The 26312-nt window shown below is 41.6% G+C and carries 22 protein-coding genes and 4 pseudogenes; 22 read left to right on the top strand and 4 right to left on the bottom strand.

Annotation, left to right across the window (positions count from 1 at the left end; translation table 11 throughout):
- The 17 genes and pseudogenes from ACPW7N_RS17785 to ACPW7N_RS17705 all read left to right on the top strand — a co-directional run.
- A pseudogene (locus tag ACPW7N_RS17785) lies at nucleotides 1–894 on the top strand (molecular chaperone); the annotation flags it as partial.
- A 30-nt stretch (nucleotides 895–924) separates the two neighbouring features.
- A complete protein-coding gene (locus ACPW7N_RS17780; RefSeq protein WP_425652449.1) occupies nucleotides 925–1698 on the top strand; it encodes a DNA and RNA helicase in 774 nt (257 codons plus the stop codon).
- A gap of 26 nt (nucleotides 1699–1724) precedes the next feature.
- A complete protein-coding gene (locus tag ACPW7N_RS17775) occupies nucleotides 1725–2372 on the top strand; it encodes a hypothetical protein (RefSeq protein ID WP_425652448.1) in 648 nt (215 codons plus the stop codon).
- Entirely contained in the window at nucleotides 2369–3793 is a 1425-nt protein-coding gene (locus ACPW7N_RS17770; RefSeq protein ID WP_425652447.1) for a contractile injection system protein, VgrG/Pvc8 family, read from the top strand. The genes ACPW7N_RS17775 and ACPW7N_RS17770 overlap by 4 nt, the downstream gene beginning before the upstream one ends.
- Before the next feature lie 52 nt (nucleotides 3794–3845).
- On the top strand, nucleotides 3846–5036 hold the full coding sequence (locus ACPW7N_RS17765; protein ID WP_425652453.1) for a pentapeptide repeat-containing protein: 1191 nt from the start codon (nucleotides 3846–3848) through the stop codon (nucleotides 5034–5036).
- Nucleotides 4996–5547, top strand: a complete 552-nt coding sequence (locus tag ACPW7N_RS17760; protein ID WP_425652446.1) for a serine protease — start codon at nucleotides 4996–4998, stop codon at nucleotides 5545–5547. The genes ACPW7N_RS17765 and ACPW7N_RS17760 overlap by 41 nt, the downstream gene beginning before the upstream one ends.
- Nucleotides 5528–5947, top strand: a complete 420-nt coding sequence (locus tag ACPW7N_RS17755) for a DUF4280 domain-containing protein (RefSeq protein WP_425652445.1) — start codon at nucleotides 5528–5530, stop codon at nucleotides 5945–5947. Before ACPW7N_RS17760 ends, ACPW7N_RS17755 begins: the two co-directional genes overlap by 20 nt.
- A 68-nt stretch (nucleotides 5948–6015) precedes the next feature.
- On the top strand, nucleotides 6016–11817 hold the full coding sequence (locus tag ACPW7N_RS17750) for an RHS repeat-associated core domain-containing protein (protein ID WP_425652444.1): 5802 nt from the start codon (nucleotides 6016–6018) through the stop codon (nucleotides 11815–11817).
- A 74-nt stretch (nucleotides 11818–11891) separates the two neighbouring features.
- The gene (locus ACPW7N_RS17745) at nucleotides 11892–12383 is read left to right on the top strand and encodes a hypothetical protein (RefSeq protein WP_425652443.1); all 492 of its coding nucleotides are present in this window, start codon (nucleotides 11892–11894) and stop codon (nucleotides 12381–12383) included.
- A 62-nt stretch (nucleotides 12384–12445) separates the two neighbouring features.
- Nucleotides 12446–12793, top strand: coding sequence for a DUF7668 domain-containing protein (locus tag ACPW7N_RS17740; protein ID WP_425652442.1), 348 nt, complete (start codon nucleotides 12446–12448; stop codon nucleotides 12791–12793).
- 221 nt (nucleotides 12794–13014) lie between these two features.
- Nucleotides 13015–13263, top strand: coding sequence for a hypothetical protein (locus ACPW7N_RS17735; RefSeq protein WP_425652441.1), 249 nt, complete (start codon nucleotides 13015–13017; stop codon nucleotides 13261–13263).
- Nucleotides 13264–13301: 38 nt separating this feature from the next.
- A complete protein-coding gene (locus tag ACPW7N_RS17730; RefSeq protein ID WP_425652440.1) occupies nucleotides 13302–13547 on the top strand; it encodes a hypothetical protein in 246 nt (81 codons plus the stop codon).
- Nucleotides 13548–13737: 190 nt separating this feature from the next.
- Nucleotides 13738–13980 (top strand): RHS repeat-associated core domain-containing protein, encoded by a 243-nt coding sequence (locus tag ACPW7N_RS17725; protein ID WP_425652439.1) that lies wholly within the window; start codon nucleotides 13738–13740, stop codon nucleotides 13978–13980.
- A gap of 41 nt (nucleotides 13981–14021) precedes the next feature.
- Nucleotides 14022–14453 (top strand): hypothetical protein, encoded by a 432-nt coding sequence (locus ACPW7N_RS17720; RefSeq protein ID WP_425652438.1) that lies wholly within the window; start codon nucleotides 14022–14024, stop codon nucleotides 14451–14453.
- A 74-nt stretch (nucleotides 14454–14527) separates the two neighbouring features.
- Nucleotides 14528–15850 carry an AHH domain-containing protein gene (locus ACPW7N_RS17715; protein ID WP_425652437.1) on the top strand — a complete coding sequence of 441 codons (1323 nt, stop codon included), beginning with the start codon at nucleotides 14528–14530 and terminating at the stop codon, nucleotides 15848–15850.
- Nucleotides 15847–16335, top strand: coding sequence for a hypothetical protein (locus tag ACPW7N_RS17710; RefSeq protein WP_425652436.1), 489 nt, complete (start codon nucleotides 15847–15849; stop codon nucleotides 16333–16335). Before ACPW7N_RS17715 ends, ACPW7N_RS17710 begins: the two co-directional genes overlap by 4 nt.
- 82 nt (nucleotides 16336–16417) lie before the next feature.
- Complete coding sequence (locus ACPW7N_RS17705; RefSeq protein ID WP_425652435.1) at nucleotides 16418–16981, top strand: hypothetical protein; 564 nt, start codon at nucleotides 16418–16420, stop codon at nucleotides 16979–16981.
- Nucleotides 16982–17354: 373 nt separating this feature from the next.
- On the opposite strand, the gene ACPW7N_RS17700 is transcribed toward ACPW7N_RS17705, so the two are convergent.
- Both ACPW7N_RS17700 and ACPW7N_RS17695 read right to left on the bottom strand, forming a co-directional pair.
- Nucleotides 17355–17867, bottom strand: coding sequence for a DinB family protein (locus tag ACPW7N_RS17700; protein ID WP_425652452.1), 513 nt, complete (start codon nucleotides 17865–17867; stop codon nucleotides 17355–17357).
- Nucleotides 17868–17952: 85 nt separating this feature from the next.
- Nucleotides 17953–18870, bottom strand: a complete 918-nt coding sequence (locus ACPW7N_RS17695; protein ID WP_425652434.1) for a helix-turn-helix transcriptional regulator — start codon at nucleotides 18868–18870, stop codon at nucleotides 17953–17955.
- 181 nt (nucleotides 18871–19051) lie between these two features.
- On the opposite strand from ACPW7N_RS17695, the pseudogene ACPW7N_RS17690 reads away from it, so the two are divergent.
- The 3 genes and pseudogenes from ACPW7N_RS17690 to ACPW7N_RS17680 all read left to right on the top strand — a co-directional run.
- Nucleotides 19052–19705 (top strand): annotated as a pseudogene (locus ACPW7N_RS17690) (SAM-dependent methyltransferase); the annotation flags it as partial.
- Nucleotides 19706–19771: 66 nt separating this feature from the next.
- On the top strand, nucleotides 19772–20335 hold the full coding sequence (locus tag ACPW7N_RS17685) for a methyltransferase domain-containing protein (protein WP_482758852.1): 564 nt from the start codon (nucleotides 19772–19774) through the stop codon (nucleotides 20333–20335).
- Nucleotides 20325–22898 carry a metallophosphoesterase gene (locus tag ACPW7N_RS17680; RefSeq protein WP_425652433.1) on the top strand — a complete coding sequence of 858 codons (2574 nt, stop codon included), beginning with the start codon at nucleotides 20325–20327 and terminating at the stop codon, nucleotides 22896–22898. The genes ACPW7N_RS17685 and ACPW7N_RS17680 overlap by 11 nt, the downstream gene beginning before the upstream one ends.
- Before the next feature lie 128 nt (nucleotides 22899–23026).
- On the opposite strand, the pseudogene ACPW7N_RS17675 reads toward ACPW7N_RS17680, so the two are convergent.
- A pseudogene (locus ACPW7N_RS17675) lies at nucleotides 23027–23119 on the bottom strand (hypothetical protein); the annotation flags it as partial.
- Nucleotides 23120–23316: 197 nt separating this feature from the next.
- On the opposite strand from ACPW7N_RS17675, the gene ACPW7N_RS17670 reads away from it, so the two are divergent.
- Both ACPW7N_RS17670 and ACPW7N_RS17665 read left to right on the top strand, forming a co-directional pair.
- The gene (locus ACPW7N_RS17670; RefSeq protein WP_425652432.1) at nucleotides 23317–25008 is read left to right on the top strand and encodes a YecA family protein; all 1692 of its coding nucleotides are present in this window, start codon (nucleotides 23317–23319) and stop codon (nucleotides 25006–25008) included.
- A gap of 243 nt (nucleotides 25009–25251) precedes the next feature.
- A pseudogene (locus tag ACPW7N_RS17665) lies at nucleotides 25252–25411 on the top strand (DUF255 domain-containing protein); the annotation flags it as partial.
- 128 nt (nucleotides 25412–25539) lie between these two features.
- On the opposite strand, the gene ACPW7N_RS17660 reads toward ACPW7N_RS17665, so the two are convergent.
- Nucleotides 25540–26250: a hypothetical protein gene (locus ACPW7N_RS17660; RefSeq protein WP_425652431.1), complete on the bottom strand. Its 711-nt coding sequence runs from the start codon at nucleotides 26248–26250 to the stop codon at nucleotides 25540–25542.
- Nucleotides 26251–26312 lie beyond the last annotated feature (62 nt).

The following is a 26312-nucleotide window of genomic DNA, read 5'->3' as shown; positions in this document are numbered from 1 at the left end:
ACAGGCATGCTGCGAAATCGATTCCATGCGGAAAGCAATGATCAAAGAAATAACGATCTCAAAATTACAGCAGTCGAACGGTGGGCTTTATCTGTACGAGAGCAAGGAAGATTTGCCGATGTGTATGAATTCCCTGATGTTGTTTTCACGATCAAGGAGATCAACCAACTAATCAAGGCAGATATTTATGAGATTGTGCGTAAATTCCTGGATGATTTCTTTCAGGAAGGCAAGCTCCAAGACTATTCGATCATCAAATTAACGGGGCAATCGTGCCGAATTGACTTGTTCAAAGAAGCATTGAAGGAGTTCGTTCCTGGTCGCAGCATTGAATTTAAACAAAAAGCAGAAGATGCCGACAAAGTGCCTGACTTAAAGCTATCTTGCCTGCGAGGTGCCATCCGATACCTCAATGCTCGCAAAGTCGGCTTTATCGAAACTAGCATCACCAACCATGCTCCAATTGTTCCTTATTCCGTAACGTCATTCACTCACAACAAGCGAGAGAAAATCCTGGTCCAGCATCAAGAGAAGCTAAGTCAAATTCAAGGCTTCATATCACGACCGATCGAAGCAGCCGAGATTGAGTTCATGCTGAAAGACAGTGAAGAGCGCGTGCGCCAAACCTATGTTTATCAAAATGATGCTTCGACCTATCGACCTGTCGTGTATCAAGAGATCAAAGAGAGATTTGGAAACAAAATACCACAAGATGATACAGACTCCATTTTTAACGGGGAAGTGAAGTTCTTTGTATTCTCCGCAGAAAGCGATTGGGGATTTCATGTCGTTCCTGTGGCCAGACAAAAAGAACAGTTGTATCTCGGCAAAAAACGCTTCTTCGCCTTCGAAAATGATCTGTCTGAATTAGACTTCTTCGATGGTTGGAAGTAAATATGGCATGTAAAGGAAGAGGGGACAGCATTGTTTTCCAATCACTTTCCACACTTCCTGAAAGGGAGAATTTTAAAAAAAGAAATGCTGGAGAACTTGCGGGATTACCCACGAGACTTTACTGAGATTTTATTCCAGGATTTCTCAGATGGCATCATTACGGGTGCAGATGTACTCGTAGGAGACGATTCTCTTACCATTACCAAGGGAATCGTGAAGCACCAAGGCAGAATCTACATACTCGCCAATGAATGCCAGCTTTGCTATACCAATTCGGGCAAAGAAACACTGTTGAAGATACGTTTCAAGGAAGAACAATCAACCAGTGATTACACCTATTACGAGACAGAAATCGCCTTGGATGAACGAGTCCAAATTCATACGAATGAAATGGAGTTGGCGCGATTCAAGCTCAAAGAAGGAGCACAGCTCCGATCACAATACCAGAGCTTTGGAGACCTTGCCACAGAATTCAACACATTACAACTGATTCACGTAGAGTATGCGGGGTATGAAAGAAGCACATTGCATCCAGCGATCCTCCGCTATTTCGCCACCGAAGCATTGCAAGCAGGGGCATCTCATCCGTATGATATTTCATTTGCGATGCAATGCATGCAACAAGGTACTGTTGACCGACAGCTCATTCTTTACTATGTAAGCAATCGGCTGGGATCAGGTTTTAAGGACTATTCTAATTTACAAATCCACAAATATCTTGGAATTATTCTGGATGAAATTCGTACGGGAAGCCGTGTTCGTCGTGACCTGCCTGGTGGACGTCAGCGAGTCATTGTGGATTAGGCAAGTGCCAAAAGGAAGGTGAAAAAATGGAGCGTATGGATGAAAAAATCATTCACATGATGAACGAACTGGAAGATAACACACATTCTTCAGATGATCGGCGTAATACTCAGCCTCAACGCTTTGGTCAGAATTTGCAACAAGCCTTTATCGTGATTGGTGATGAGCACATTCCACTGGAAGAGAGAAGCATTCTCTCGGAAAAGATCAAAATCCGAATGCCCAAGTCATTCAAGGTCATGTCTCAAGAAATGGCATCTTTCAAATATCCTTCCGAGCGAAGACCTGGCCTCATTTATACCGACACGTCAGCCTCGATCAATATTGCCTTCAATCATATACCTACTTCGCTCGTCGAATCAGAAATGAAAAAGTTTACAGATGCCATGGTTCAAATCGTGAAGAAGACACAACCGGCAGCACAATGGATTGGAGAAGGCATCAGAGAAACGAACGGACACCAAATCGGGTATTGCGAGTGCATTACCCCTGCCTTGGACACGGATGTTTATCAATTGATGTTCTTTATTTCGTTGGAAGGCAAAGCCCTGCTATGTACCTTCAACTGTACAATCGACCAAATGGAAGACTGGCAACCCATCGCAAGGGGAGTATTAGAGTCAGTAGAGATCGTTGAGCAATGCGATCACGTGAAGGGAGGGAGTCTGCAATGAACCTCTCTGTCATTGCCTATAACAATTTGCAATTAGCTCCGTACCAATTGATCAATATTCAGGATTTGCGCATCACCAAAAAAATCAACGACCACTCACGCCTGTACCTTACAGGCATTGTTCCGGAAGAACGCAAGGATAGTTATGTAGATATGACGACTCCAGAGACGCAGATCGAAGTCAGTCAGATCGATGACGATGGCAACAGCTTTCCCATTTTCGCCGGAATTGTCTTGCACATTGAAGTCAAGGCCGTACGAGGGATTTATTACTTGGAAGTAGAGGCAGTCTCTCATTCGTACAATTTGGACGTCAAACGAAAGAGCCGTTCGTTTCAAAACAAAGCCATGACTTATTCAGCATTGTTAAAGAAAATTGCTTCCGAATATTCGGGAATGGACATCATGGATGAGGCGTCCAAAGGGGCTGCACTCGGCAAGTTTACGATTCAGTACCAAGAGACAGACTGGCAGTTTCTCAAACGTATGGCCTCCCGTTTTCACACAGGGCTGGTGCCAGCATCCACGTTTGACAAACCAAAGTTTAGTTTCGGTGTGCCGACGGGAGCGATGAAAGGGAAGCTAGAGGATTATCATTACTCCGTACGCAAACGTCTTTCTACGTTCCGGGACTCATCAGAAAATTACAACCCCGCATTGGATGAGAATGACTTCATCTACTATGAAGTAGAAACTGACAAGGTGCTCGAAATCGGGAATGGAGTTACATTCAAGGGAAAAACATTGTACGTCTGTGAAGCCTACACCCATATGAGCAAAAGCTTGCTCAAACATCATTACACGCTTTGTTCCCCAAAAGGGATGAGTCAAAATACGGTCTACCACCAAGGAATCGTAGGGTTATCCGTACAAGGCCGAGTGATCGAAGTCGCCAAAGACAACGTCAAGGTTCATCTTGAAATTGACGAACAGCAAAACAAAAGTGAAGCGACCTGGTTTCCTTATTCATCCGTTTATACGGCGGAAGGAAACAGCGGTTGGTACTGCATGCCGGAGTTAGATGACCACGTCCGTATCTACTTCCCAGGGAACAAAGAAGAGGAAGGGATCGCACTCAGTTCCGTTCGCAAAAATTCGGAGGAAGGCACCAACAACAAGCTGGGTAATCCAGATATCAAGTATTTCCGTACAGCCAACGGTAAGGAGCTTATGTTTAGTCCCGAAGAAATCTTGATCAGTGCCAAGGATGGGGAAACCCTGATCAAACTGAACGAAAAAGACGGCATCCTTATCTTCAGTAAAAAGAATATCAAGGTGGTCTCGCAAGAAGACATCATGATGAGTTCAGATAAAAAAGTAGTAATCTCAGCCAAGGAAGAGATCAACATCAGTTGCAAAGAAAGCACAATCAAGATGGATGGAGACATCAACATCAACGGAAAAGAAGTTAAGACGAACTAATGACAGATAACGGTGCAGAAAGAATGGAGAGAGGAGGAATCACGTGAACAAAATGCAAGCATGGCAGCATTTCGAAGAACACACCGTACGTCCAAAGATTCAGGAGTGTCTCTTTGCTATAGAGGATTATTTTCAGACGAATAAGGAGCAGCTAGCGGATCGCTTCATCGAATCATTTCGGCAAATATGTAACCAAATTACCAAGCAACAAACTGCAGGACAGAAGGGGAAAATCGGCTATATCAACTACTCCATGCTCCGTACAGAGATTTTGGCAGGAAGCGATCATTACCTTATCGATGCAAATGACCGCAGATGGTATTTTGACAAGCAGGAATGCCAGTGGTCCTATGACGCAAGCTGGGCCTTTCGATTTCTCGAACAAGCGGCGCAGGAGCTGGATGAGGCAAGAAAAGCCTACGCAGGCCTGATCACACCCCCGGATATCGAACAACTCCTGTTACGAGAAGCAAAGAATATCAACCAATACATAGTCAGCCTTGCCAGATATGCCATGCCAGATGCCGTAAAGATAGAAGAATTTCAAAAGATAGAAATAGAGGAAGAATGGGAAGTTCGGGTTGGAGAGTATTTGGATTTGAATGAAGTTGTGTACAAACTGGATCGGAGCAAAAAAGAAGCGGAACAGATCAAAGCATGGTTCGAGACAAAAAAAGGTCTGGATTATGCCTACGAGGTTTATTCTCATCTGGATTTGTCAGAAGGCAACTACGAAAGCATTGATTTGCGTTATGCAGATTTGAGTGGTAGCAATCTGTCACGAAGCCAGCTGATTCGGTGCATTCTCGTTGGAACGAAGTGGAATCACGGAAGTTTAGTTGGGACGGATTTCAGCAATAGCCTGATTTATGAAGCAGATTTTCGGAATTGCGATTTGCATGAAGCAATCTTTCGGGAAGCAAAAGGAGCCAACGGACTACCTAGAACGATGACCTGGGAGATGCCAGGATTCGATCGTGTGAATTTCACAGGTGCCAATTTGTATGGCGCAGATTTCAGTGGAGCGGACTTAAGGGGTGCCATTTTTTTCGGCGCCAATCTAGAAAACGTAAACTTTGCAGGTGCCAATCTGGATCATGCAGTGTTTGCAAAGACAGATCGAGGCAAGCTCGTGCTGGATGAGAAGCAGCGAAAGAGTATCATCTGGAAGCTGGATGCAGATTCGAACGAGGAGGCTGCCCATGAATTATTTCATGCTAACACAGGACCTTCGAAATCCTGATGCGGTTGAGCCTGTAGGAGTATCTCAGCTACTCGATCAGGAGCGACAGGACAGACATTCTGCGGAAGAAATCGTTCAAATCCCTGTACGAAAGAAGGGTAATCAAGATTTCATCGATTTCATCCAGTGTCCACAGCCACTACTTTCCGACAGGCTGAAACAAACCATGATCAAGTTCGAACCTCGGATCAAGCTTCGTCCGCTTACGCTCATCGACCAGTCGGGAGGAAGACAAAAGACATACTGGCACATGACTCCTCCGAAAGTGAATTGCTTGTCAGAACGTACTGAATTCCACAAAGATGGTTCGCTCAAACGATTGTTGATTGAGGAAGAGAAGGCGGCAAGACACCGCATTCTCCAAATTGACGGCATCAGGGAGCCCATCGTGCTGGTCAATCTGGAGTTGGCTGAGAGCCTGTTACGCAGGGAATTCACGGGAATTCGTTTGACTAAAGTAGAGAAAGAGACGAACCAAAAGGAGATTCTTTATGCTTCCAAAGGACGTTGAAATCGTTAGCGGCAGTGGTGATCAACAAAGCTATGTGGTGGCAGGGGCGATTCTTTCCTGCAGTTACGGCGACAAGATCAATAAGCTGAAGACACCTTTTAGCCATGGTGTTTACATCAAAAACAAGGCACAAATGAACATCAACGACTACATTCCCAACGTGAACATTATGCCTTTTGGTAAATGCAGCAGCTTACAAAATCCAACGGTAGCCTCCGCTACAGCAGCCAACAATGGCAATCTCACCCCGATGCCGTGTGTTCCTGCCGTAATTATGCCATGGATTAGCGGAAAAACAGACGTCCTGATCGAGAACCAGCCAGCCCTGTTAAACAAGTGTACCAACATGTGCATGTATGCAGGAACAATCAAGATCGAAGATGACGGTCAGGATCAATAATTTGCGATGCAAAACCCAAACACAGAAAACAGACGACAGCATGAATCCATAGGGAGTGGAGGGATCATGTGAGAACGGCAGATAGACGTATCGGTTATGAAGATATCCAGGTGATATCCCCTTACCAGATACAAAAATTAAGCGATCTTACTATTTCAAATAAGGTCAACGAGCACGCAAAACTTTTGCTCACGGGAATTGTACCGGAAGAGAAAAGAGATCAGTACATGGAGATGGCCAAAAGTACGGACACCATCGAAGTGAAACAACTGAAAGAAGGCTTGGAGGTACGTACACTGTTCCGTGGACTTGTCTCGGATATCGGCATTCGATCGGTCAGAGGAATCTATTATCTCGAAATAGAGGCACTATCCCACACGATTACACTGGATGTAAAGCGAAAAAGTCGTTCCTTTCAACACAAGGAGATGATCTATCCCCAATTACTGGATCAGATCCTGAAGGATTATCCGGGGGCAGATTTTATTGATCATGCGTCGGAATCTTCTGAACTGGGTACGATTGCCATGCAGTATCAAGAGACAGACTGGCAATTCATGAAGCGAATGGCCTCTCGGTTTGGAGCTGTGTTGGTGCCAGATGCCACTGCCCCCCAGCCGAAATTTTGGTTTGGCATGGCAGAAGGAAGACCGGGAGAATTGCAGAATACCCATTATCAGGTAAGCAAAAATCTGGCAGATTTTCTAACGACCACCCAGAACGGCTATGCGACAAGTTTACCCGTCGATGCTTTTCGCTGCTATGAAGTGGAGAGTGAAAGCTATCTGAGCCTGGGAGATCGGGTTACGTTCCAAGGACAGGAGCTACTCGTCGCCGAAAGCACAGCAGCTATGAAACAGGGCACGTTCCTGTTCACCCACGTGCTGGCGCCAAAGGAAGGAATCCGTCAGAACCAGATTGTAAACCCTTTACTTTCTGGTGCCGCACTCGAAGGAAAGATTATCGAGGTAGCCAAAGATACCGTCCGTATTCATCTGGATATCGACGAGAAGCAGGAAAAGAGCAAAGCTAACTGGTTCCCGTACTCCTCGTTCTACACAGCAGAAGGCAACAGCGGATTTTATTGCATGCCCCAACTCGGGGATGCGGTAAAGCTGTATTTCCCCAACAGCAAGGAAGAAGAAGCAACTGCCATCAGTTCGGTGCGAAAAGGGGGAGCAAGCTCTCCGAAAACCGCCAATCCAGGCATTAAATACTGGGGCACCAACTTCGGCAAAGAGATGATGATGGGCGGCAAAGACCTTTCTTTCACGGCAAAGGAAGGGAGCGTCTTTCTCTCCTTGCATGAGGATCAAGGAATTATGTTCCAAAGCGAATTCCCGATTGTCGTTGCGACCGAGCAAAATCTGGAGTTGCAAGCGGATAAAAAAATTAAGATTACTGCGCAGGAAGCCGTTTATCTTGTCTGTGACACAAGCAGCGTGATGCTAGACGGTGAAACCCATCTGCAAGCACCAATGATCAAGATGGAAGGAACCTACAAAGCACCTGTTGTGGTAGAGGATTTGCCCGAAGAAGCCGTGGAGGAAGAGGTTGTCGAGGAAGAGGAATCCAATAGCTTTCTGGATAACCTGCAACTAGGATTAGACATTGTCGGGTTAATCCCTGGTCTTGGAGAAGTAGCAGACTTGGCCAACGGTGTTATCTCACTTGCACGAGGCGATTTTGCAGGTGCAGTGCTGTCCTTTGCTGCCATGATTCCCTTTGCCGGATGGGGAGCTACCGCTGCCAAGGTAGGAATTAAAGCGGCTAAAGCAGCGAAAAAAGTCAAGACCGTTGCAAAGGTAGTAGATAAAGGAGCTCAACTCGCAAAGGCTGTCAAGAAGGTCAAAGGGGTAACAAAAGGCAAAGTTTTAACGTCAGCCAGAAAAGCCAAAAGAGTTGAAAAAAAGATAGCAGATGCCGTTGATAGCATGAAAAGCAGCATGAAGAAACAAACGGCCAAACTGAAGAAGTTGAACACACCAGGTAAAGCGAAAGTAAAAAGCGTTACGAAGAAACAAAGCAAAAACTTGTCTCAAAAAAATCCCAGGACCTTTACAAAAAAGAGTTGCAAAAACGACCCGATCCACGCTGGCAGTGGTGCGCAATTTGTGGTTCATCAGGCAATGCAGTTATATGGTGCTTCTACTTGGAGCTTTGAACTGCATTACAACTCGATGTTGCTCCAACAAGGTAGCATGGGGAAAGCATGGACCCATAATTACGAGATGAAGCTGGCGTTTCCTGATGAACATCGTGAAGAAATCACGGTATGGTGGAACACAGGAAGATCGAATCAATTCAAACATGTACAGAATGGCCTGTATCGCTCAGAAGATCATGACGTGTACTATGATGAACTTCGTGAATACACCGACCATTATGTTCTTTTCTGTAAGGGTTCAAGAGAAACGTATCATTTTAGAAGAAACGGGCAGTTGTTCCGACATACCAATGCACTGGGGCAATCGCTTCTTTGCAGTTATGATCAACATCAGCGTCTGAGTAAACTGACCGATCAGCTTTCCAAACGTTCTCTTATGCTGGATTACACAGAATCGGGACTTCTTCGTCGGATTCATGATGATTCACGGAGTATCCGCTTTAGCTATAACGATGCGAAGCAATTGGTTCATTTTACTGACCCAAAAGGGATCGTCAGTGACCTGCACTATACTAGCAACGGGCAGTTGGAAAGTCTGGCGGTTGCGGGAGTCATTCAGTACGTCAACACCTTCGATGAAGACGGACGAATCATCCGACAAACCAATCCTGCTGGTGAATACAGTCAGTTCGACTATGATGAGGAAACACTCCCCGGTAAAGTAATTACAACGGTTACCAACAGTAGTGGAACACAGGAAGTGCTGATCCACGATGAAAACATGCTGTTGATCGAGAACCGTACCAAAGATGGCGGCATCGAACGGTTTACCTACAATGAACAAGGTCAGTTGCTTTCGGAGACATCCGTTGGTGGCGAGGTTACTTCCTATACGTACGATGACCGAGGAAATCTGATCGAAATCGTCGATCCTCTGGGGAATAAGATCATATATGAATTCAATGAACACGACTTGCTGATTCGTGAAACGAATGCGGAAGGCGGCATTAGCACCTACGAATATAACGAAGACGGGCAGCTCATTTGCCTGACTCGTCCAGATGAGTTAAGAGCACGTCTTGAGTACAACGAGCGAGGTCAGCGAATCAGTTACACCGATTTCACAGGTGCAGTTACTCGCTATCTTTATGATGACAACGGTCTCCTTTACGCAGCACTAGATCCGGAAGGCCGTCAGATTCGTGTTTATTATGATGAAATCGGTCGGATGACTGCTTTTGAAGATTCACGCAAAGGAAGAGTCCTGCGCACCTACGATGCCAACGACAATTTGCTGCAAGTCATTGATCCGTTAGGGAGAGTATACTCCTACGAATACGATGACTGGGATCAGCGAGTACGTGAACAGACTCCATCTGGTGCGTCAACTTCCTATACCTACAACCAAACGGGAACCATTGATAGTGTAACCGATGCACTCGGAAACGTGACGAAATTTGTCTATGACAAAGAAGATCAGATAGTTGCACGCATCGACCCGAATGGAGCCATAACTCATTTTGAAAGAGACGCAATGGGACGGATCGTTGGTGTTACTGACCCATTGGGAAGAGAACAACGTTTCGTGTACGATGTGTCCGGCCGCCTAACCGAAGTATGGGATGCACAAGGACAAAAAGTTTCCTCTCATTCCTATGATGCGGCAGGCAATTTACTCGCCCAAACAGACGCGTTAGGCCGTACCACAAAACTGTCGTTTAATGCCCTGCACCAGTGCATTTCTACACAGAATGCGCTAGGACAGAAAACTAGCTTTGCCTATGATGCCGCTTCCCGATTAACCGAAGTTCTTGAGAACGACGCAGCGGTCTACAAACAACGTTACGATGGAGAAGGCCGACTCGTCAGCTATACAGATGCCAACGAAAACGAGACGACCCGAAGATACGACCGAAGCGGTCTTCTATTAGAAGAGCGAAATGCCACGGGTGAATCAACCACCTATAACTACGACGAACGTGGTTGGCTGAAACAAAAAACCAATGCTCGGGGACAAGAAACCAACTACCAATTCGATACCGCAGGCCAGCTTCTTAAAGTAAAAGATGAAGTAAGTACGGTACAGATGGGCTACGACGCTGAAGGTCGAGTCGTACGAATTGCCGAAGAAGGTAGCGGTGAAAAAAGCCGTGTCTACGATCTCTTAGGTCGTGTCGTATCCAGCACAGATAGCTTTGGCAATACCATTGGCTATGCTTATGATGAAGCTGGAAGACTAACCAAACTTATCTATCCAGACGGAAAAGAAGTAACCTACACCTACGATCTTACAGGTCAATTGACTAGAGTTGAAGATTGGGCAGGACGCGTCACCACACACGAATACGATGCCAATGGCCAACTCATCCGAACCGAACGAACCAATGGAACCATAGAACAAAGAGCCTACGATGAAGCTGGTCAATTGGTTAAATTGTGGGATACAACCAGTCAAGGTATCATGCTTCAGCAGTATCGATATGTGTATAATGAAATTGGGCAAATCATCCAGGAAGAGGAAAAACAGTACACCTACGATGCACTTCGTCGCTTAACCAGTGGAGCGTGGCCGGGACGAAAAGTATGGTACTTGTATGATCAGGCAGGGAACATCACGGAAATTGGGGAAGTAGGCAACAAGCCAACCAAAGAGATGTCCTACTCCAAAGACAACCGACTGCTCACGGTGGATGGAAGTCCGGTTACCTTCGACGAAGATGGAAATCTGTTGTCTGTATCAGAAAACGGACAACTGGAAGAGTACAAATACGATGCTCGCAATCGCCTGGTAAGAACCAGCAAAACCACCTATACCTACGATGCCGAAAATATCCGTACTGCTCTGATTTGGAACGGAAAAACCACCCGATATGTAGTCGATCCAACTGACGAGTTAAGCCGTGTCCTGATGGAACTGGACGAAAGCGGAAAACCTAAAGCCTACTATGTCTATGGCCTTGGACTGATTGGTCGAGAAGATGCGAATGGAAAGTATCTTTCCTACCACTATGACAAGCGGGGAAGTACCACCATTCTGACTGATGAAAAAGGAATCGTCACCGACCGCTACTCATACGGTGTGTATGGGGAACTGGAGCACCACGAAGGAACTACCCATCAGCCGTTCTGCTACAATGGACGGGACGGAGTCATGACCGACCCGAATGGCCTGTACTACATGCGTGCACGATACTATCACCCTGGACTGAAGAGATTCCTGAATCGGGATATTCTCCAAGGGGAAATCACGGACGGTCAGACCTTTAATCGCTTTGCCTACGTCAACGGTGATCCCGTGCAGTTCATTGATCCTCTTGGGTTGATGAAGAAGTGTGAAACTAGAAAAATTATTGTTGATAGACATGGCAACTTAAAGAAAAACAAATCAATACCAGGTCAATCCCATCATTTAAACCAGGATGCTGCTTATAGAGATATTATCCCAACTAATGATGGTAAGGCTACCAAATTAGAAGGTAATGCTTTCAAAGATGTAAACTCGCCACATTATAATGCACATGAAAGTTTGGAAGAATTCTGGGATCAATACAGAAGAGGCGGGGCTAAGGATGGCGATATCCCTACTAACTTAGAGTATACTAAAGCATTAATGAATTCTTTAAAAGCTACAGGTAAATTTACAGATTCAGAAGTAAAATATATAGTACGTGAGGCAATTAAACAAAGAGTAGAATTTGGGTTACTTAGTGGTTTACCTGTTCCAAGAATACCAGGAAGGATAAACCAAAAACCAAGATTCTAATAACTAAAACTGTCCGACATTGTAAATGCCGGACAGTTTTATACCATAACGAGTGACTAAAGTGGGGGATAATTATGAGGATTGATGACAATATTTTACAACGAGTTGAAAATATTAAATGGTTTGCTAATTGTGGTAATCGAATCGATGAAAATTTTTCTATTAACTTTAGTTATGCAAAAGATTGGGAAGATGCAAAAAGTAGTTGCAAAAATTCAACGTGGGAAAATACTTCGATGGAGGCGCGAAATATTTTAAGTAGTTTCCTTCACAAGAGATATCTCAGCCAATATTCAAATTGGAATAAAATAAGCAAGGAGGCTAGAGCATTTGTAAATTCAAAAGTGGAACATCAACTTATTGGTTTAATAGAAAATTATTCTATTGATGAAAAAATAATTCAAATCATCAAATGGGACCTTTTAAATGCAATTATTGAACATTCTTATAAAGATTGCAAAAATAGACCGACATTTTTTTTGTACCTTTTAGATGTTTATGAGCAAGGAAATTTTCCATGTGGTTGGAGAGGTTCTTATCCAAATGGAGAATTAATAGTGTATTAAAAAAATATAATCATACTTTACGATTAATTATATTTTTTTATGAATGATTTGGAGGTATTTTTATGTCAGTCGAGGATAAAATTATTATCCTGCTAAAAGAACTTGTTTCAGAAATAGTAAGTGGAAACTACACCAAAATTTCTAAATGTGGTTGGTTAGGAAATTTTACAGAAGATGACTTACTTTATATTTTTAATCAAGGTTATTCTGGAAAAGTAACTTTACCTCCTAACAATGCCTTCAGTAATATTAGATTTTATAAATATGATGATAATTCCGGTTATTCAATTGAGTTTAATCTCTGGTTTGATAATAGAGTAAGTGACCTAACATTGTCTTGTAATGTTGAGGTTGATTTTGGGTCCGAACAGATAAAGAAATTTGAAATTGAAGAAATTGAAGTTTTGTGAAAGGTCAGTATCTGATACCACTCCAATAATATTTGATAGAGCCTATATAAATGGTAGGCTCTTTTTTCGTATGTATTAACGATATTGTTCAATATAACGCAAAAACTCGTATTTACTCGAGAATAGAAATAAATATGGTTGGAATAGAGTCGTAATAAAACCCCAAAAAGAAATAGGGCTTATAAAAGAAAAACCAGAATGGATATGCAGCCGGTCAATAGGTGAATTTATGGGATACAACCAATCGAAAGATCAAACTGCAGCAGTTTCGATATATGTACAGTGAAATCGGGCAAATCTTCCTGGAAGAGGATAAGCAGTACACCGATGCACTTCGCCGCTTAACCAGTAGCGCATGGCATATGGTACTTGAACGATTCGGCAGGAAACACCACGGAAATTGGGGAGATGGACTCCAAGCCGAGAAAAGAGATGATCCTACACCCAAGACAACCGCCTTCTTTCGGTAGATGGAAGTCCGGTTACCTTCGATGAAGATAGAAACCTGTTGTCTGTTACAGAAAACAGACAGCTGGAAGAGTACAAGTACGATGCTCGCAATCGTCTGATTAGAACATCCAAAACCACCTACACTTACGATGCCGAAAATATCCGTACTGCTCAGATCTGGAACGGAAAAACCACCCGATATGTAGTCGATCCAACGGAAGAGCTAAGCCGAGTACTGATGGAACTGGAGGAAAGCGGCAAACCTAAAGCCTACTATGTCTATGGTATGGGGCTGATCGGTTGAGAAGATGCGAATGGAAGGTATCTTTCCTACCACTTTGACAAGCGGGGAAGTACCACCATTCTGACTGATGAAAAAGGAATTGTCACCGAACGCTACACGTATGAAGTGTATGGTGAACTAGAGCACCATGAGGGAAGCACTCGTCAGCCGTTTTGCTACAATGGACGGGACGGAGTCATGACCGACCCGAATGGGTCTGTACTACATGCGTGCCCGTTACTATCACCCAGGTCTGAAGAGATTCCTGAATCGGGATATTCTCCAAGGGGAAATCACGGACGGTCAGACCTTTAATCGCTTTGCCTACGTCAACGGTGATCCCGTGCAGTTCATTGATCCGCTTGGGTTGATGAAGAAGTGTGAGATTGACGCAATGGGTATAAAGAAACTAAAAGTCTTAATGAAAAGTGGAGATGAATTCATCTTTGAATGAAAATAACAGTGTAAATTTTAAAATATGCGGAGGAAAATGGAATGAAAATAAGCTTTGAATCACCTGATGGGTCAATGATCGAGAATCCAAGTATCAACGATTTGCGATTGAATATGATAGATAATTTTCCGGATTTTTGGATGCAAGGAAATGGAACAGCTACAATTAATTATTTTGATGATGAAAAAAGCCAACGTTCGCTCCTGATTCTTCCAAACAGTGAGCATGGAATTTATCTTAAATACCTTGTTATGGAAAATAGAAGAGTTAAAGCAGAGTGGCTTTCCTTGGAAAACTCCTTAGCATTAAAACATACAGTTGAATGTTCTGATGAGTGGTACGCTTCGATAGGATTATTTTTACCATTAGAAAAAGCTTGGATAGCAATTGTAGAATTTCTTTTATCTGGTGAAAGGACTGATAAAATAAATTGGATCAATTCTGAAGAGATGCCTGAAGACAGTAATTGGTAATAATTTAGGTCTTAGTGCTGTCACCACCCGAAAATGTCGAAAGAGTCTACTGAGACCGGTAGACTCTTTTTCTTATGTTGGAACCAACTCAAGAAGTTAGCTATTCAGGCCAGAGAAGCCGACTAACAATGTACGACACCAGCAGCGTGATGCTAGACGGTGAAACCCATCTGCAAGCACCATTGATAAAGATGGAAGGAACCTATAAAGCACCCGTTGTGGTAGAGGACCTGCCCGAAGAAGCGGTGGAGGAAGAGGTAGTCGAGGAAGAGGAATCCAATAGCTTTCTGGATAACTTGCAATTAGGATTAGACATCGTTGGGTTAATCCCTGGTTTAGGTGAAGTGGCAGATTTAGCGAACGGTGTCATCTCGTTGGCACGAGGCGATTATCTCGGTGCCGCATTGTCCTTCGCTTCCATGATCCCCTTTGCTGGATGGGGAGCTACCGCTGCCAAGGCGGGAATTAAAGCGGCAAAAGCAGCTAAAAAGGCAAAAAAGGTTGCGAAGGTCTTAGACAAAGGGGCACAGCTTGCAAGAGCAACAGGAAATGTTGCCGGTGTGATAAAAAAAGGAAGAGTCATTACGCTTGCAAGCAAGATCGTATCAAAGCTGAAAGACCTCATGGAAGCGATAAAGAAGCTCAAAAAGGCCATGCAAGAGCAGATCATAAAGGTAAAGGATTTCGTAAAAGAGATCCCGAATTATAGAATTGAAGTTCTTCAAGTAGCTACCCCAGATGGTCTAAATCTGCCTATGCTAGCGATTGTTAAAAAAGAAGGAAAAGACGTTGCGAGTGGTGCAGGTGGGAAGATTGGTAAGGGGACGGGTAATGCTTCTAGGCTAATACCAGGTACTCCGGGGAAGGTTACAGGTGGAAGTTCTACTAAACTTGGTAAGAATATGTTTGAGGAAATGGGATTGCCTAGATCAACCAAGCGAACTCCTTATCAGGCACAGCATATTATTCCTGCTGAATTTAATGAGCACCCTGTAATTCAAAAAATAGGAATGGATATGGACCATGCTTCCAATGGTTTTTTCCTTCGTATTCCTGACGAATATGTTAGCGCTACTTCTCGTCACCAGGGATATCATTCTGTGTATAGTGATTTTGTTGAAAGTAAATTGAATAAAATCGATATAAATCAAGATATTGATGTGATTGAAAAACAGGTTTTTGAATTGCAACAAAAGCTTAGAAAACTCCAAGAAAAAGGTCTGCCTCTATATAAGACAGATGTTTATCTACAGCAGGAATTGAAAAAAATCAAGTCAAAAGGATTAGAAGAGTATAAACTTGACAGAGCTAACAATAAGGATAAAATTAAGCCTGTTTGGGACAGAGGCGGAGGAGCAACTATCGATTTATGGGAAAGGTGGTTTGATAAGTTATGAAATATGGGGTACACACCAAACTAGTAGAAGAAGTTATTCAATTTGCAAATTCAATGCAAAATATTCTAAAGATAGAGATCCCTCAGGATATAGTGATTATTAAAGATCATGATGATGCTAAAAAATTTGCTATCCATGAAGTTTATGGAGAGGATGAATATACATGGTCTGATATAAGACAACTTGAAATGGCGAAAGTGAAGGGGAAAATTTACAAGTTAGAAACCAGTCAAAGGCCTACTGGTTTGGAAGAAATAACAGAGAATGTAGAGAGAGGTTTAAGAGAAGAAATCACTGATACATACAGTGATTTTTTTGAAAATGTTTTAGTCGATTTAAGAAATTGTGCAATAAACCGTGCAGTAAACGGTCAAACTAATAACTTTTATGAGCAAGTTTTTAAAATATATAAAGCAGGTGGCTTTCCATGTGGCTGGGATGGCAGTTATCCAGAAAGCGGGAAAATAATCGCTTACTTTGCTTAAGGAATAACCAGTACTTTTGGTGAATTTATTGCTCGAAACAAATACTAATCAACTTGATTAACTTTCAAAGGCTTATTCCAACTTGAACGATAAGGAGGAGTGGGCCTTTTTAGCATGCCCTAAATCAAAAAAGGAAGAAGAAGCAACGGCGATCAGCTCGGTGCGAAAAGGGGGAGCAAGCTCTCCCAAAACCGCCAACCCAGGCATTAAATACTGGGGCACCAACTTCGGCAAAGAGATGATGATGGGCGGCAAAGACCTTTCTTTCACGGCAAAGGAAGGGAGCGTCTTTCTCTCCTTGCATGAGGATCAAGGAATTATGTTCCAAAGCGAATTCCCGATTGTCGTTGCGACCGAGCAAAATCTGGAGTTGCAAGCGGATAAAAAAATTAAGATTACTGCGCAGGAAGGAGTTTATCTTGTCAGTGACACAAGTAGCGTGATGCTAGACGGTGAAACCCATCTGCAAGCACCGATGATCAAGATGGAAGGAACCTACAAAGCACCTGTTGTGGTAGAGGATTTGCCCGAAGAAGCAGTTGAGGAAGAGGTTGTCGAGGAAGAGGAATCCAATAGCTTTCTGGATAACTTGCAACTAGGACTAGAGGGGATTATCTTACAATTGATCTTCATAAGAATAGGTTAGGTAAATGTTATGATAGCCATTGGGATTGTCACGCCATAGCAGGTAGTTGTACGATTATTGCCAGATCTTTTACAGACTTGTTGAATAGACTTATAGATACGAAAGGTGAAGGCACAACATGGTATTGGTATGAAGATGGCTTTAAGACTTTGGGAGATGCTTATGATAGTATCAACTTAGATTAACGAAAAGGCGAGGCAGGTAAAGAAGTTTTTAAAGATTCTAAACAAAGGCAAAAATTTTACAAACAGTAAAAAGGTCGATCTTTCTGTTCTCAGAAAAATCGACCTTTTTAGAACGAATTGATATAATTCCAAACAACTCCAGTGCCCTTAACCAAGGCTTCAAAACGATTGTTTCAGGAAGTCAGCGATTAAATTGATTCCACAGATTCTTGATACCAAAACAGCGCATAGTCGTTCATGGTGGATGCATGGCCCAACTGACGCAACATGGTTGATATATTGCCCCTGTGATAGGTCCCGTGATTGACAAGATGCAGCACAATTTCGGATAAGCGTGTTTGACGGATTCCGGCGTATGGATTGTCAAGCAGAATGGTTTGCTCCAAATCAGCTTGGCTTCGGAACCATTCTCTGTATTGTTCGGCTAACTCATCAAAGGAGTTTGCGTATTCATCCACAGAATCCAGGATACGCTCATTGAGAGGCATGCATGTTTGCAGCGCTTCTGGCATATCTGTGCCTGTTAAAACCAGAAACCATGTCTTATCAACAGCGTAGATATGGCTAAGGGCATGGGCGATGGTGGGAAATGAGCTGTTCATTTCTTGACTCAGCACAGATGACGGAAGTTCCTTGATTCTCCCGATAATCGTTTGGTTGGCCCATGTGTGATAGTTATACATTTGTATTGGATGATTCATCATTCTTATCGTCTCCTTTTGACTTATCATGAATTTGAATTTGTTTCTGTTGTCATTATAAAAAAAGAAGTATGACAACAGTCTGTCATACTTCTTCATAAAGTTTGAGCGCATTTTGAAGCTGTTCCTTTAAGATGCCTCGTAGTGCAGGGGGCTCGAGAACTTCGGCGCCACTGCCAAAACTCAGCAGAATTGACCAAAGCCATCGTGCTTCCAATGGTTGAAAAACAGGAATGCGCATCGTCATACCTCCATCGGTATGAAATTGCTTTTCAACCTGGTGAAACTGATCCATCGCTTCCGCCAAAGCCTCAGGTCCAATTCGGATCACTACATCTTCCACCTGATCGTGCCATCCCCTATTTGAAGAAGCAACCTTTTTCGGCACCTCACGATGCGGCTGAAAGGTTTTCTCTGTCAGGAGTACATTCATCGTCCGGGAAAGTCGAAACTCTCGATAATCCTGCCGTGTTAGGCAATAACCAAATATGTACCAAATGCCATATTTATAATGAAGCCTCACCGGTTCAAGATCACGGGTTGTCCGTTCATTCTTTCCATTAATGTAATCAAAACGAACGATATTTCGCTCCGTAATGGCCTTGCGCAAAAGAGAAAGTGCCTCAGGATCTGTACGGCGGGTTTCAAAATCCACCTTTAGACTTGGAGTCTGATGCTCCGTTCCAATCGTTTTCAATCGTTCAATAGTTCCTTGCGCACGCTCGTCTTCAAACACGGTGGAGAGGCTGTGGAGGACGGTGATGAGGGAATCAACATCGTACGAACCAAGGAGACTTTTATCCATTTTGTATCCGTCCATAATGCCATATCCGCCATTAGTTCCCTGATACGATATGACCGGAATTCCCGCAGCACAGATGGCATCGATATCCCGGTAGATGGTTCTTTGGGAAACTTGAAACTCTTCGGCCAGCATGGAGGCAGACAACACATCGTGGTTCAGCAGCTTGTAGACGATAGAGATTAATCGCTCCAATTTCATATGTTTCCCCGCCCGTTATTTCATTTCATATTGCAGGTCATTATTATATCACAGATTTATTCCAGTATTTGTACGCAACGGCATGTAATCTAAAGTATAATAGCAAGAAACAAAATTTTCCTTATTCTCACACCACAGAACGTTTCAGCATGTTACTTATGCAATAAAAGGAGTGATAGATATGGCTATTGTCCAACTACAATCTGCAAATCCGGCGTTCTCGTTTATCATTCGCAAGAACCCGTCATCCGGCATGATGTTACGTGAAATTCGGAAAGGGATCGGTCATGGATGGTACTCGGATTCCAATACATACAATGTCTACTTCAAAGATGCGGACAATGAGGTTTCCTATCAAAAAGAAAAGAATGAGTTTTAATATCTGAATACTTCCCGTTATCGTTCACCTTTAGCAATTCTAAACATTATTAATACCTTCTTCGATGATCCGTTAAAGAAACGCAGCGAACAAGACGTGGATGGTTTCGAAAATAAGATGTTCATTCCACTAATTAATATTGAAAATCTGCGATATGTTCATTTCTTTCAAACGAATTTTCCTGAATTTGATTTAGAAGTAATAGAAAAAGCAAGCAATAGTTATTCGTTAACCATACAAACAAAGAGTAGTATTCATGACTTGCTCAATTACACCAGCTTGCTTTGCTTGTTCTTCGCAATTTTTGCAAGAGAGCATATTTTCGTGAATGACAATATTATCGAAAAGTATCTAAAGGTGATTAATCGCCTGGATGCACCTTTCTTTATTCGGTATTTGTTTGGCAGAAATGTCATTAGTAGCCGGGATCAGTTTGCCAAGTATAAAAAGGATTTGGAAGCTACTAATCATAACCAAATTCGTTTGCAATTCGGAACAACCGCCATTCAGCGACGATACAAAATGAAATCACTCATCACCTTTGACAAATCGATTCTGGATGTTGGTTGTGGAGAAGGGTTCTATGCGATACCTTTTTCCAAAAATATCGGTGACTTTTTTTATTATGCAATCGATGTAAACGAAGAAAAAGTAAATCTCGTTCAGCAAAAAGCGAATAAAGCAGAAATAGAGAACATTATCACGTTTACCTCAATCGAAAAATTCCTTGAAAACTATAACGATGAGACGGTGGATATCATCATAACCGAGGTAATTGAACATATGACGATAGAGGATTCATCTCGTTTTCTGCGGAAAATCATCCAACATGTAGACTTTGATAAGTTAATTGTCACAACGCCAAACTATGAATTTAATCGTCACTATCTCTTGGATGGCTTTCGTCATGATGACCACAAATGGGAGATGACCCGGGCTGAATTCCAACAATGGATGAAAGAGATTGTTGGCGCTTCATTTCAGTGTGATTTCTTTGGAATCGGTGACAGCGTTGATGGCGTACAGACGACCCAAGGTGTGATCATTCAGAAGCAAAGCAAGGAGTTGGAAGCACATGTTACTTAAAACCTTTTTACATACCATTTTTATTCTTGTAGGACCTACCGAATGTGGTAAGTCTACTTTTGTGGAAAAAGTTCTTGTTCCTCAATTAACGCTCAGCGATCCGAAGAAAAATTTCAAAACCAATGTGCAAGTCATTTCTTCTGATGTGATACGTCGTGATATATTGGGCCAGCCCTACGATAAGCATGACCAGATCATGATGGAAGCAAGTGCTCAAGCATTTGATTTATTAGAAAAGAAGGTAGAAGTGGTAACGTCTTTTCCTGTTAATGCTGAATTTGTCATTGTCGATACGAAGGGATTATCTGAAGAATTCCGTAACCAGATTTGTATGATCGCGAAGCGAAATAACTACAATGTAGAAGTTATTCTGTTCGATTACAAAAATACACAAGATTACTATCAAGATGTAACCAAAAGTAGAGCAATCATCTCCCGTGATGTGCGCCGTTTGCGAACGGATGTTTTGGCTAATTTGAAAAAAGGTCAGTATCGCCATATTCATCGAGTGAGAGGAAAAGACTTTTTGGAGGGGTACCAGGTAGAAATCGCCAACATGGACTTGTATCTGAAATCGTTACTACCCGTTGAAAATGATTATTTCATCGTAGGAGACGTACACGAAGAGGTAGATTCCTTAAAACAACTCTTCCGTGCCCAGGGATTCAAGGTTGAGGGTGACAAGGTGACTCCTGACGTTCCTGACAAAAACCGCAAAGCGATTCTTGTGGGAGACTGGATTGATAAAGGGAATAAAACAGAAGAAACTATCCATTTCATTTATAAAAATCGTGACCACATCCTCTTGGTAAAAGGCAACCATGAAAACTTTGTTTATAAATTACTAAAGGGAGAGTTACAAGAATCTGATTTCGATGATGAGTTGATTCAAACTCATTTTACCTCGATCGCTGAGTTGGAGGGAAATGAAGACCTGAAACAAATGTTCTATGAGCTGGTGGAGGATTCAGTCGAGTTCTACAGATACATTGGAATCTCAAAAAATTCTTTCTATGTTACACATGCGCCATGTCACAACAAATATGTGGGCAAGCTCGATTCGATGTCGTTAAAAAAACAACGCAATTTCCGGATCGAACGAGATAAAGATTATCACGAGCAACTCAATTTCTTACTAAATGAAGCGGTAGGCAATCATCCTTATCATGTATTTGGACATGTAGCTTCCAAAAGCGCAATTCGTTTGAAAAATAAACTAGGAATTGATACAGGTGCTGTTTATGGCAATCGACTGCTGAGTGTGTCATTTGGGAATCAACGGGTATTTTTCAAATCGGTAGAAGGTTCATCTGCTGAAAAGATTGAATTACCCAATCTATTTGAGCAAAGGACACAAGGGGTTCTGTTGGATGATCTGACCGAAGAAGATCGCAAAAAACTACAGTACGTCTTGCAAAATAAAATCAATTTCATTTCTGGAACAATAAGTCCTGCAGATAAGAATGTGGAAACAGGTGAATTGGAGAGTTTGGAAAAAGGCTTGCGCTATTTCCAATCAAAAGGCGTCAAAAAGGTAACCTTGCAACCGAAATATATGGGTTCTCGTTGTACGATTTATTTGCATAAGACGTGGGATGAGTCCTTTGCTGTATCTCGCAATGGCTACAAAATCAAAAATGTGGATCTCTCGAATATTTACTTGGAACTGCATCAAAAATTTTCTCCCTTGATGGAAGAGCGTTCCTGGAAAACGATGATTCTCGACGGAGAATTACTACCGTGGATGGCGCTGGGTAAAGGATTGATCGAAAAGGAGTTCCGGGTTATCGATTCGGGGATCTCAGAGGAAATTGAGTTCCTTAAGCAATCTGGATTTGAAGAAAAGATGGGGCAACTGTTTGATGCTTACAGTAACTCCGAGTATTCCAAAGATCAACATCATCTATCCAAAAAGGAACTGAGAGAGAAGTACGGAGAAGCACTGACTGGAAATTATAAGCACGTGCATGAAATAATGAACAGTTTTTATTCATTGGCGCTGCACGAAGAAGCGTATCAACTATATCATCAGCAAGTAGAGTTGCATGGAGCAGATGGAGATATTACATTTAAACCATTTTCTCTTTTGAAATCAGTACATGAGGATGATCGTGAAGAATTTCCAACGCAGGTTACAAGTGAAGTCTTCCAACTGATTTCCGAAGATGAGTCGATCGTAGTAGACTTTGATGACCCGGATCATTACGAAACAGCAAACGATTTCTATCTGACGCTTACGACGGATCGCGGGATGGAGGGTGTTGTTATCAAACCAGAAGAAGAGAAGGTTGGAGTGGCTCCTGCGATGAAAGTGAGAAATCCAGAGTATCTTCGTCTCATTTACGGCTATGATTATACGTTTCCACACAAGTTCAAAAGTCTCTTTTCTCAAAAAAATATTGGTCAAAAGCTGGCAACGTCTATTAATGAACATAAACTTGGAAAACAAATGCTTTCTTTTCCGCTGCATTCCATCAGTGATAACAATCGTGAGTATCAGCAAGTGGTAGCCAATATGCTTTTTGAGACGAATAAAGAGTCTGGAATTGATCCACGTCTGTAGTATGATTGGAACCAGCATAACAAAAAGATTCACTGGTGAGATGTTCGTGTGAATCATTAAAGATAGAGGGGAAAGCGCATTTGTAATATTATTTTGATCCAGAATTCAATCCGTTCCTACTTTATTCGCTAACGCAGTGGGATGCTCTGTACAAAATGAAACACATTTTCTAGATCGTACGTTTTTTGACTTTTTTCAACTAACATATTCGTACCATAATATGCGGTTGGCCATCAGAATTCCGGAGACCTCAATTAATAATATTAATAAAATTGGAAAATATCTTGATTAAAAATTACTAAAATAATACATTATAAAAAACCATATTGTTGTTGTTTAAAATATTCATAAATATTTATCGTTCCATCGTACTCGGAATAAGTGATCTATCAATTACTATGTACTAGTGGGGAGCAAAATGAACGACCAATTAAGAAAAATTGAAAGAAAAATTGACGATTTTCATAAGAGCAGCAGGGTTTTTACATATACGCGTCCCACAGCAATATTAAATGCTTTACGGGTTTTTGAAGATGGCTGCAGATTGGGTGCTCAAGCTGTTCTTAGCAAAACAGGTGATCCGGTAGATTACTCAATGGAAATTAGAGAACAGTTAAATTCAATTGATATAGTATTAAAATGGATATTTTCGGAATGTAAGCCGGATACACAAATTGATTCCACTTGTGACAAAAGGTATGTTGATTTCGCGAATTTACACTATCATCATGCTAGACAGTACTTTGGTATATATAATGCTTATGTTAGTTATTCTAGAGGCAAATATAGAGCAATAGTTAATGAGAAACAACGAAAAGTTTCTTTTGAGCCAAATGCTCATCTTATAAATATCGTTATATCGAATTTTAGTGAGGCGCTTTATAACCATAATGGCAAGGAGGCTCCTACTAACTTTGTTCTATTACAAGTACTTGAAGAACTGGAACAATCTATAAGAGTAAAAGACAAGAGAATATCGTATGATATTAGTGATAAAGTTTGGAGCGTAGCTAAGCAGCTGATAGAAAGGCAATGGATTGAATCAAGTGAACTGCCTCTTGAATGGGTATTTGACAGGTTTTCTTTAAAAGAATTTAGAGATGTTTGGATAGCGTTCGGAAGTTGGATGTGGATTCACTCATTTGCTTGTTTGCATTCAGGTACAGTTGGAGCAGCTTTAGAAGATGTAGTTGTAGTGAAAAAGAAAGAAGATGTAATAAATTTTATTTCACAAAAATCTGATGTTAGCCATGATGTTTTAAGCAACATCATTGATTATCTAGTATATGATTCGAAATTAAAAAATAATGATATAATATTTCAACCTTTGATACCTCTTTTTGATAGTTACATTGCATTCTGTCCCCACTTATTTTTAGCTAGTCGTGCAGAGAGAAATTTAATCATGCTTATGCATAAGAAAAAAGATAAATCGTATTTTAACTTAACAAATTTAAGAGAAAAATTAATGATAACTGAAATATCAAAAAGTATTGGTAATAATACTTCAACTCAATTCAGTGTCGGCGTAAAGTTGCCTGGAAGACTCCCGGATGTAGACTTGGTTTTTTACAATAAAGAAGAATCAATACTATTAATTTGTGAGTTAAAATGGTTAATCGAGGCAGACGCAACTCATGAGGTATACGCACGTGAGGATGATATAAATCATGGTTGTGAGCAGGTTCAATCCATACAACAGTATGTACATGAAAATTCGTTTGATTTTATTAAAAAAGCTTTTAATGAGGAACTACCCGGAATTTCTGAAATAGGGGCAATTGTTATTTCAAAGGTTGGGATTAGAACTACTAATACTAAAGTACCAGTAATCAGTTTAAAAAAATTCATAGAGCTTTGTAACAACAATAACCAGAGCTTAAGAGGGTTACTAAAAGATATTGTGGCGAAGAAATACTTATCTCCAATTCCCCCTAAATTTAAATTTCAAAAACTTGGAGTAAAATATGCAAATTATACATTTGAATTACCCGGATTTGTAAAAAATAGAAAAGATAATAAATTGTCATATGACAAGGAAAAGGTCGGGAGAAATGAGTTATGTCCATGTGGAAGTGAAATCAAGTATAAAAAATGTTGTGGGAGCTAACGATAGAAAGTTGAGATAATTCGTTGAGCAAACTAATGTTCTTAATAGACTCGAACAAAAGCTATTAAAAAATATAAGATCAACGATACCTTAAGATAAAATTGAATGATACTAAAAATGGAACAAAGAAGGTGTTTGACCCTTAGCTGTTGTAGATACAGCCTTGTTATTCTTTTGCCTAAAGGCTATGCTAAACTTGATTTGTCAATAACAAAAAAACCAATGAACAAGGAGGTTTCCACCTTGTCTACAAACCACAAACCCAATAGATTAGCCAAGGAAAAATCTCCGTATTTATTGCAAAACGCCAACAACCCAGTTGACTGGTTCCCTTGGTCAGAAGAAGCTTTCGAAAAAGCTAAACAGGAGAACAAAACCTGTCTTCTTATCTATTGGGTATAGCTGACGTTGGTTAACTACACGTACATGCCATTGGAGGCTGTTTTAGTAATTAACAGCCTCTTTTCTTCAAATGATAGACAAATTGGTTGATTGAATCTTTCTGATAAAATCGAAATACACTTATTCTTATCAGTGATGCCAGGCTTGCACCAAAGATACCTTAGTAGGATTAGGTGGAATAGGGATCGTCATTTGTATCGGAGGTGGGCCTGGAAAACCATAGATTTGTTTTGTCGCTGGAAACATATAAATATTTGGGTTCATACACTGGGGTTGTCCCAGTTGGAGTAAAGGCATTTCCCAAGGATTTAATAGTGGTGATTGTAAAGTCAAATCATTCATTGGATGTTCCCACACCTTGTAATTCCAAACAGCAACACCCCTGAACTCTCCATACATAGCTACTTCCATATCAACCCCCTGATCGAGGGTTACTACAATGAAAACTGGGACAATTGCATCCGACTTTCTTGATAAAACATCTATTTCACCTTCTATCTGCCTGTTTCCGGTTGATAGCTTTATCGGTTCGCGAGATTGTTTGATTTCAATAAAAACGCTGTCTGGGAATTCCCTTATAGCAGGCTTTGGATCGAAAGGCAACTTGGCAACCTCTCTTAAGGTTCCTTTCGCATCAGGAATAACATCCCGGCCTAACACCTTCGAGGGATAAGGATGTGTATTTTTGGTTAGCGGGTGAATAAACCCAAATTTAAGTACCCACGATTCAAATAGTGAACCGATGAATTGTTCATCTCCGATAGGAAAAGGGTTATTTAATATATATCCCATGTTTTTAATGATTTGAATCAAACGATCCTTTGTAAGCGGTTTGGACATAATGCTCACCTCGACTGTTCAAATACCCCACGTACTGACACAACTGTCTGTGCGCAAACGTG

The organism is Brevibacillus nigriterrae (assembly GCF_049846925.1).
Taxonomy (GTDB): Bacteria; Bacillota; Bacilli; order Brevibacillales; family Brevibacillaceae; genus Brevibacillus_H.
This window is presented reverse-complemented; position numbering and strand designations above follow the sequence as displayed.

Coding starts and splice junctions, on each gene's coding strand:
- ACPW7N_RS17775 (WP_425652448.1), top strand. CDS start 1,725: ATGGAGCGTATGGATGAAAAAATCATTCACATGATGAACGAACTGGAA.
- ACPW7N_RS17770 (WP_425652447.1), top strand. CDS start 2,369: ATGAACCTCTCTGTCATTGCCTATAACAATTTGCAATTAGCTCCGTAC.
- ACPW7N_RS17765 (WP_425652453.1), top strand. CDS start 3,846: ATGCAAGCATGGCAGCATTTCGAAGAACACACCGTACGTCCAAAGATT.
- ACPW7N_RS17760 (WP_425652446.1), top strand. CDS start 4,996: ATGAATTATTTCATGCTAACACAGGACCTTCGAAATCCTGATGCGGTT.
- ACPW7N_RS17755 (WP_425652445.1), top strand. CDS start 5,528: ATGCTTCCAAAGGACGTTGAAATCGTTAGCGGCAGTGGTGATCAACAA.
- ACPW7N_RS17745 (WP_425652443.1), top strand. CDS start 11,892: ATGAGGATTGATGACAATATTTTACAACGAGTTGAAAATATTAAATGG.
- ACPW7N_RS17740 (WP_425652442.1), top strand. CDS start 12,446: ATGTCAGTCGAGGATAAAATTATTATCCTGCTAAAAGAACTTGTTTCA.
- ACPW7N_RS17725 (WP_425652439.1), top strand. CDS start 13,738: ATGGGTCTGTACTACATGCGTGCCCGTTACTATCACCCAGGTCTGAAG.
- ACPW7N_RS17720 (WP_425652438.1), top strand. CDS start 14,022: ATGAAAATAAGCTTTGAATCACCTGATGGGTCAATGATCGAGAATCCA.
- ACPW7N_RS17715 (WP_425652437.1), top strand. CDS start 14,528: ATGTTGGAACCAACTCAAGAAGTTAGCTATTCAGGCCAGAGAAGCCGA.
- ACPW7N_RS17710 (WP_425652436.1), top strand. CDS start 15,847: ATGAAATATGGGGTACACACCAAACTAGTAGAAGAAGTTATTCAATTT.
- ACPW7N_RS17700 (WP_425652452.1), bottom strand. CDS start 17,867: ATGAATCATCCAATACAAATGTATAACTATCACACATGGGCCAACCAA.
- ACPW7N_RS17695 (WP_425652434.1), bottom strand. CDS start 18,870: ATGAAATTGGAGCGATTAATCTCTATCGTCTACAAGCTGCTGAACCAC.
- ACPW7N_RS17685 (WP_482758852.1), top strand. CDS start 19,772: ATGAAATCACTCATCACCTTTGACAAATCGATTCTGGATGTTGGTTGT.
- ACPW7N_RS17680 (WP_425652433.1), top strand. CDS start 20,325: ATGTTACTTAAAACCTTTTTACATACCATTTTTATTCTTGTAGGACCT.
- ACPW7N_RS17670 (WP_425652432.1), top strand. CDS start 23,317: ATGAACGACCAATTAAGAAAAATTGAAAGAAAAATTGACGATTTTCAT.
- ACPW7N_RS17660 (WP_425652431.1), bottom strand. CDS start 26,250: ATGTCCAAACCGCTTACAAAGGATCGTTTGATTCAAATCATTAAAAAC.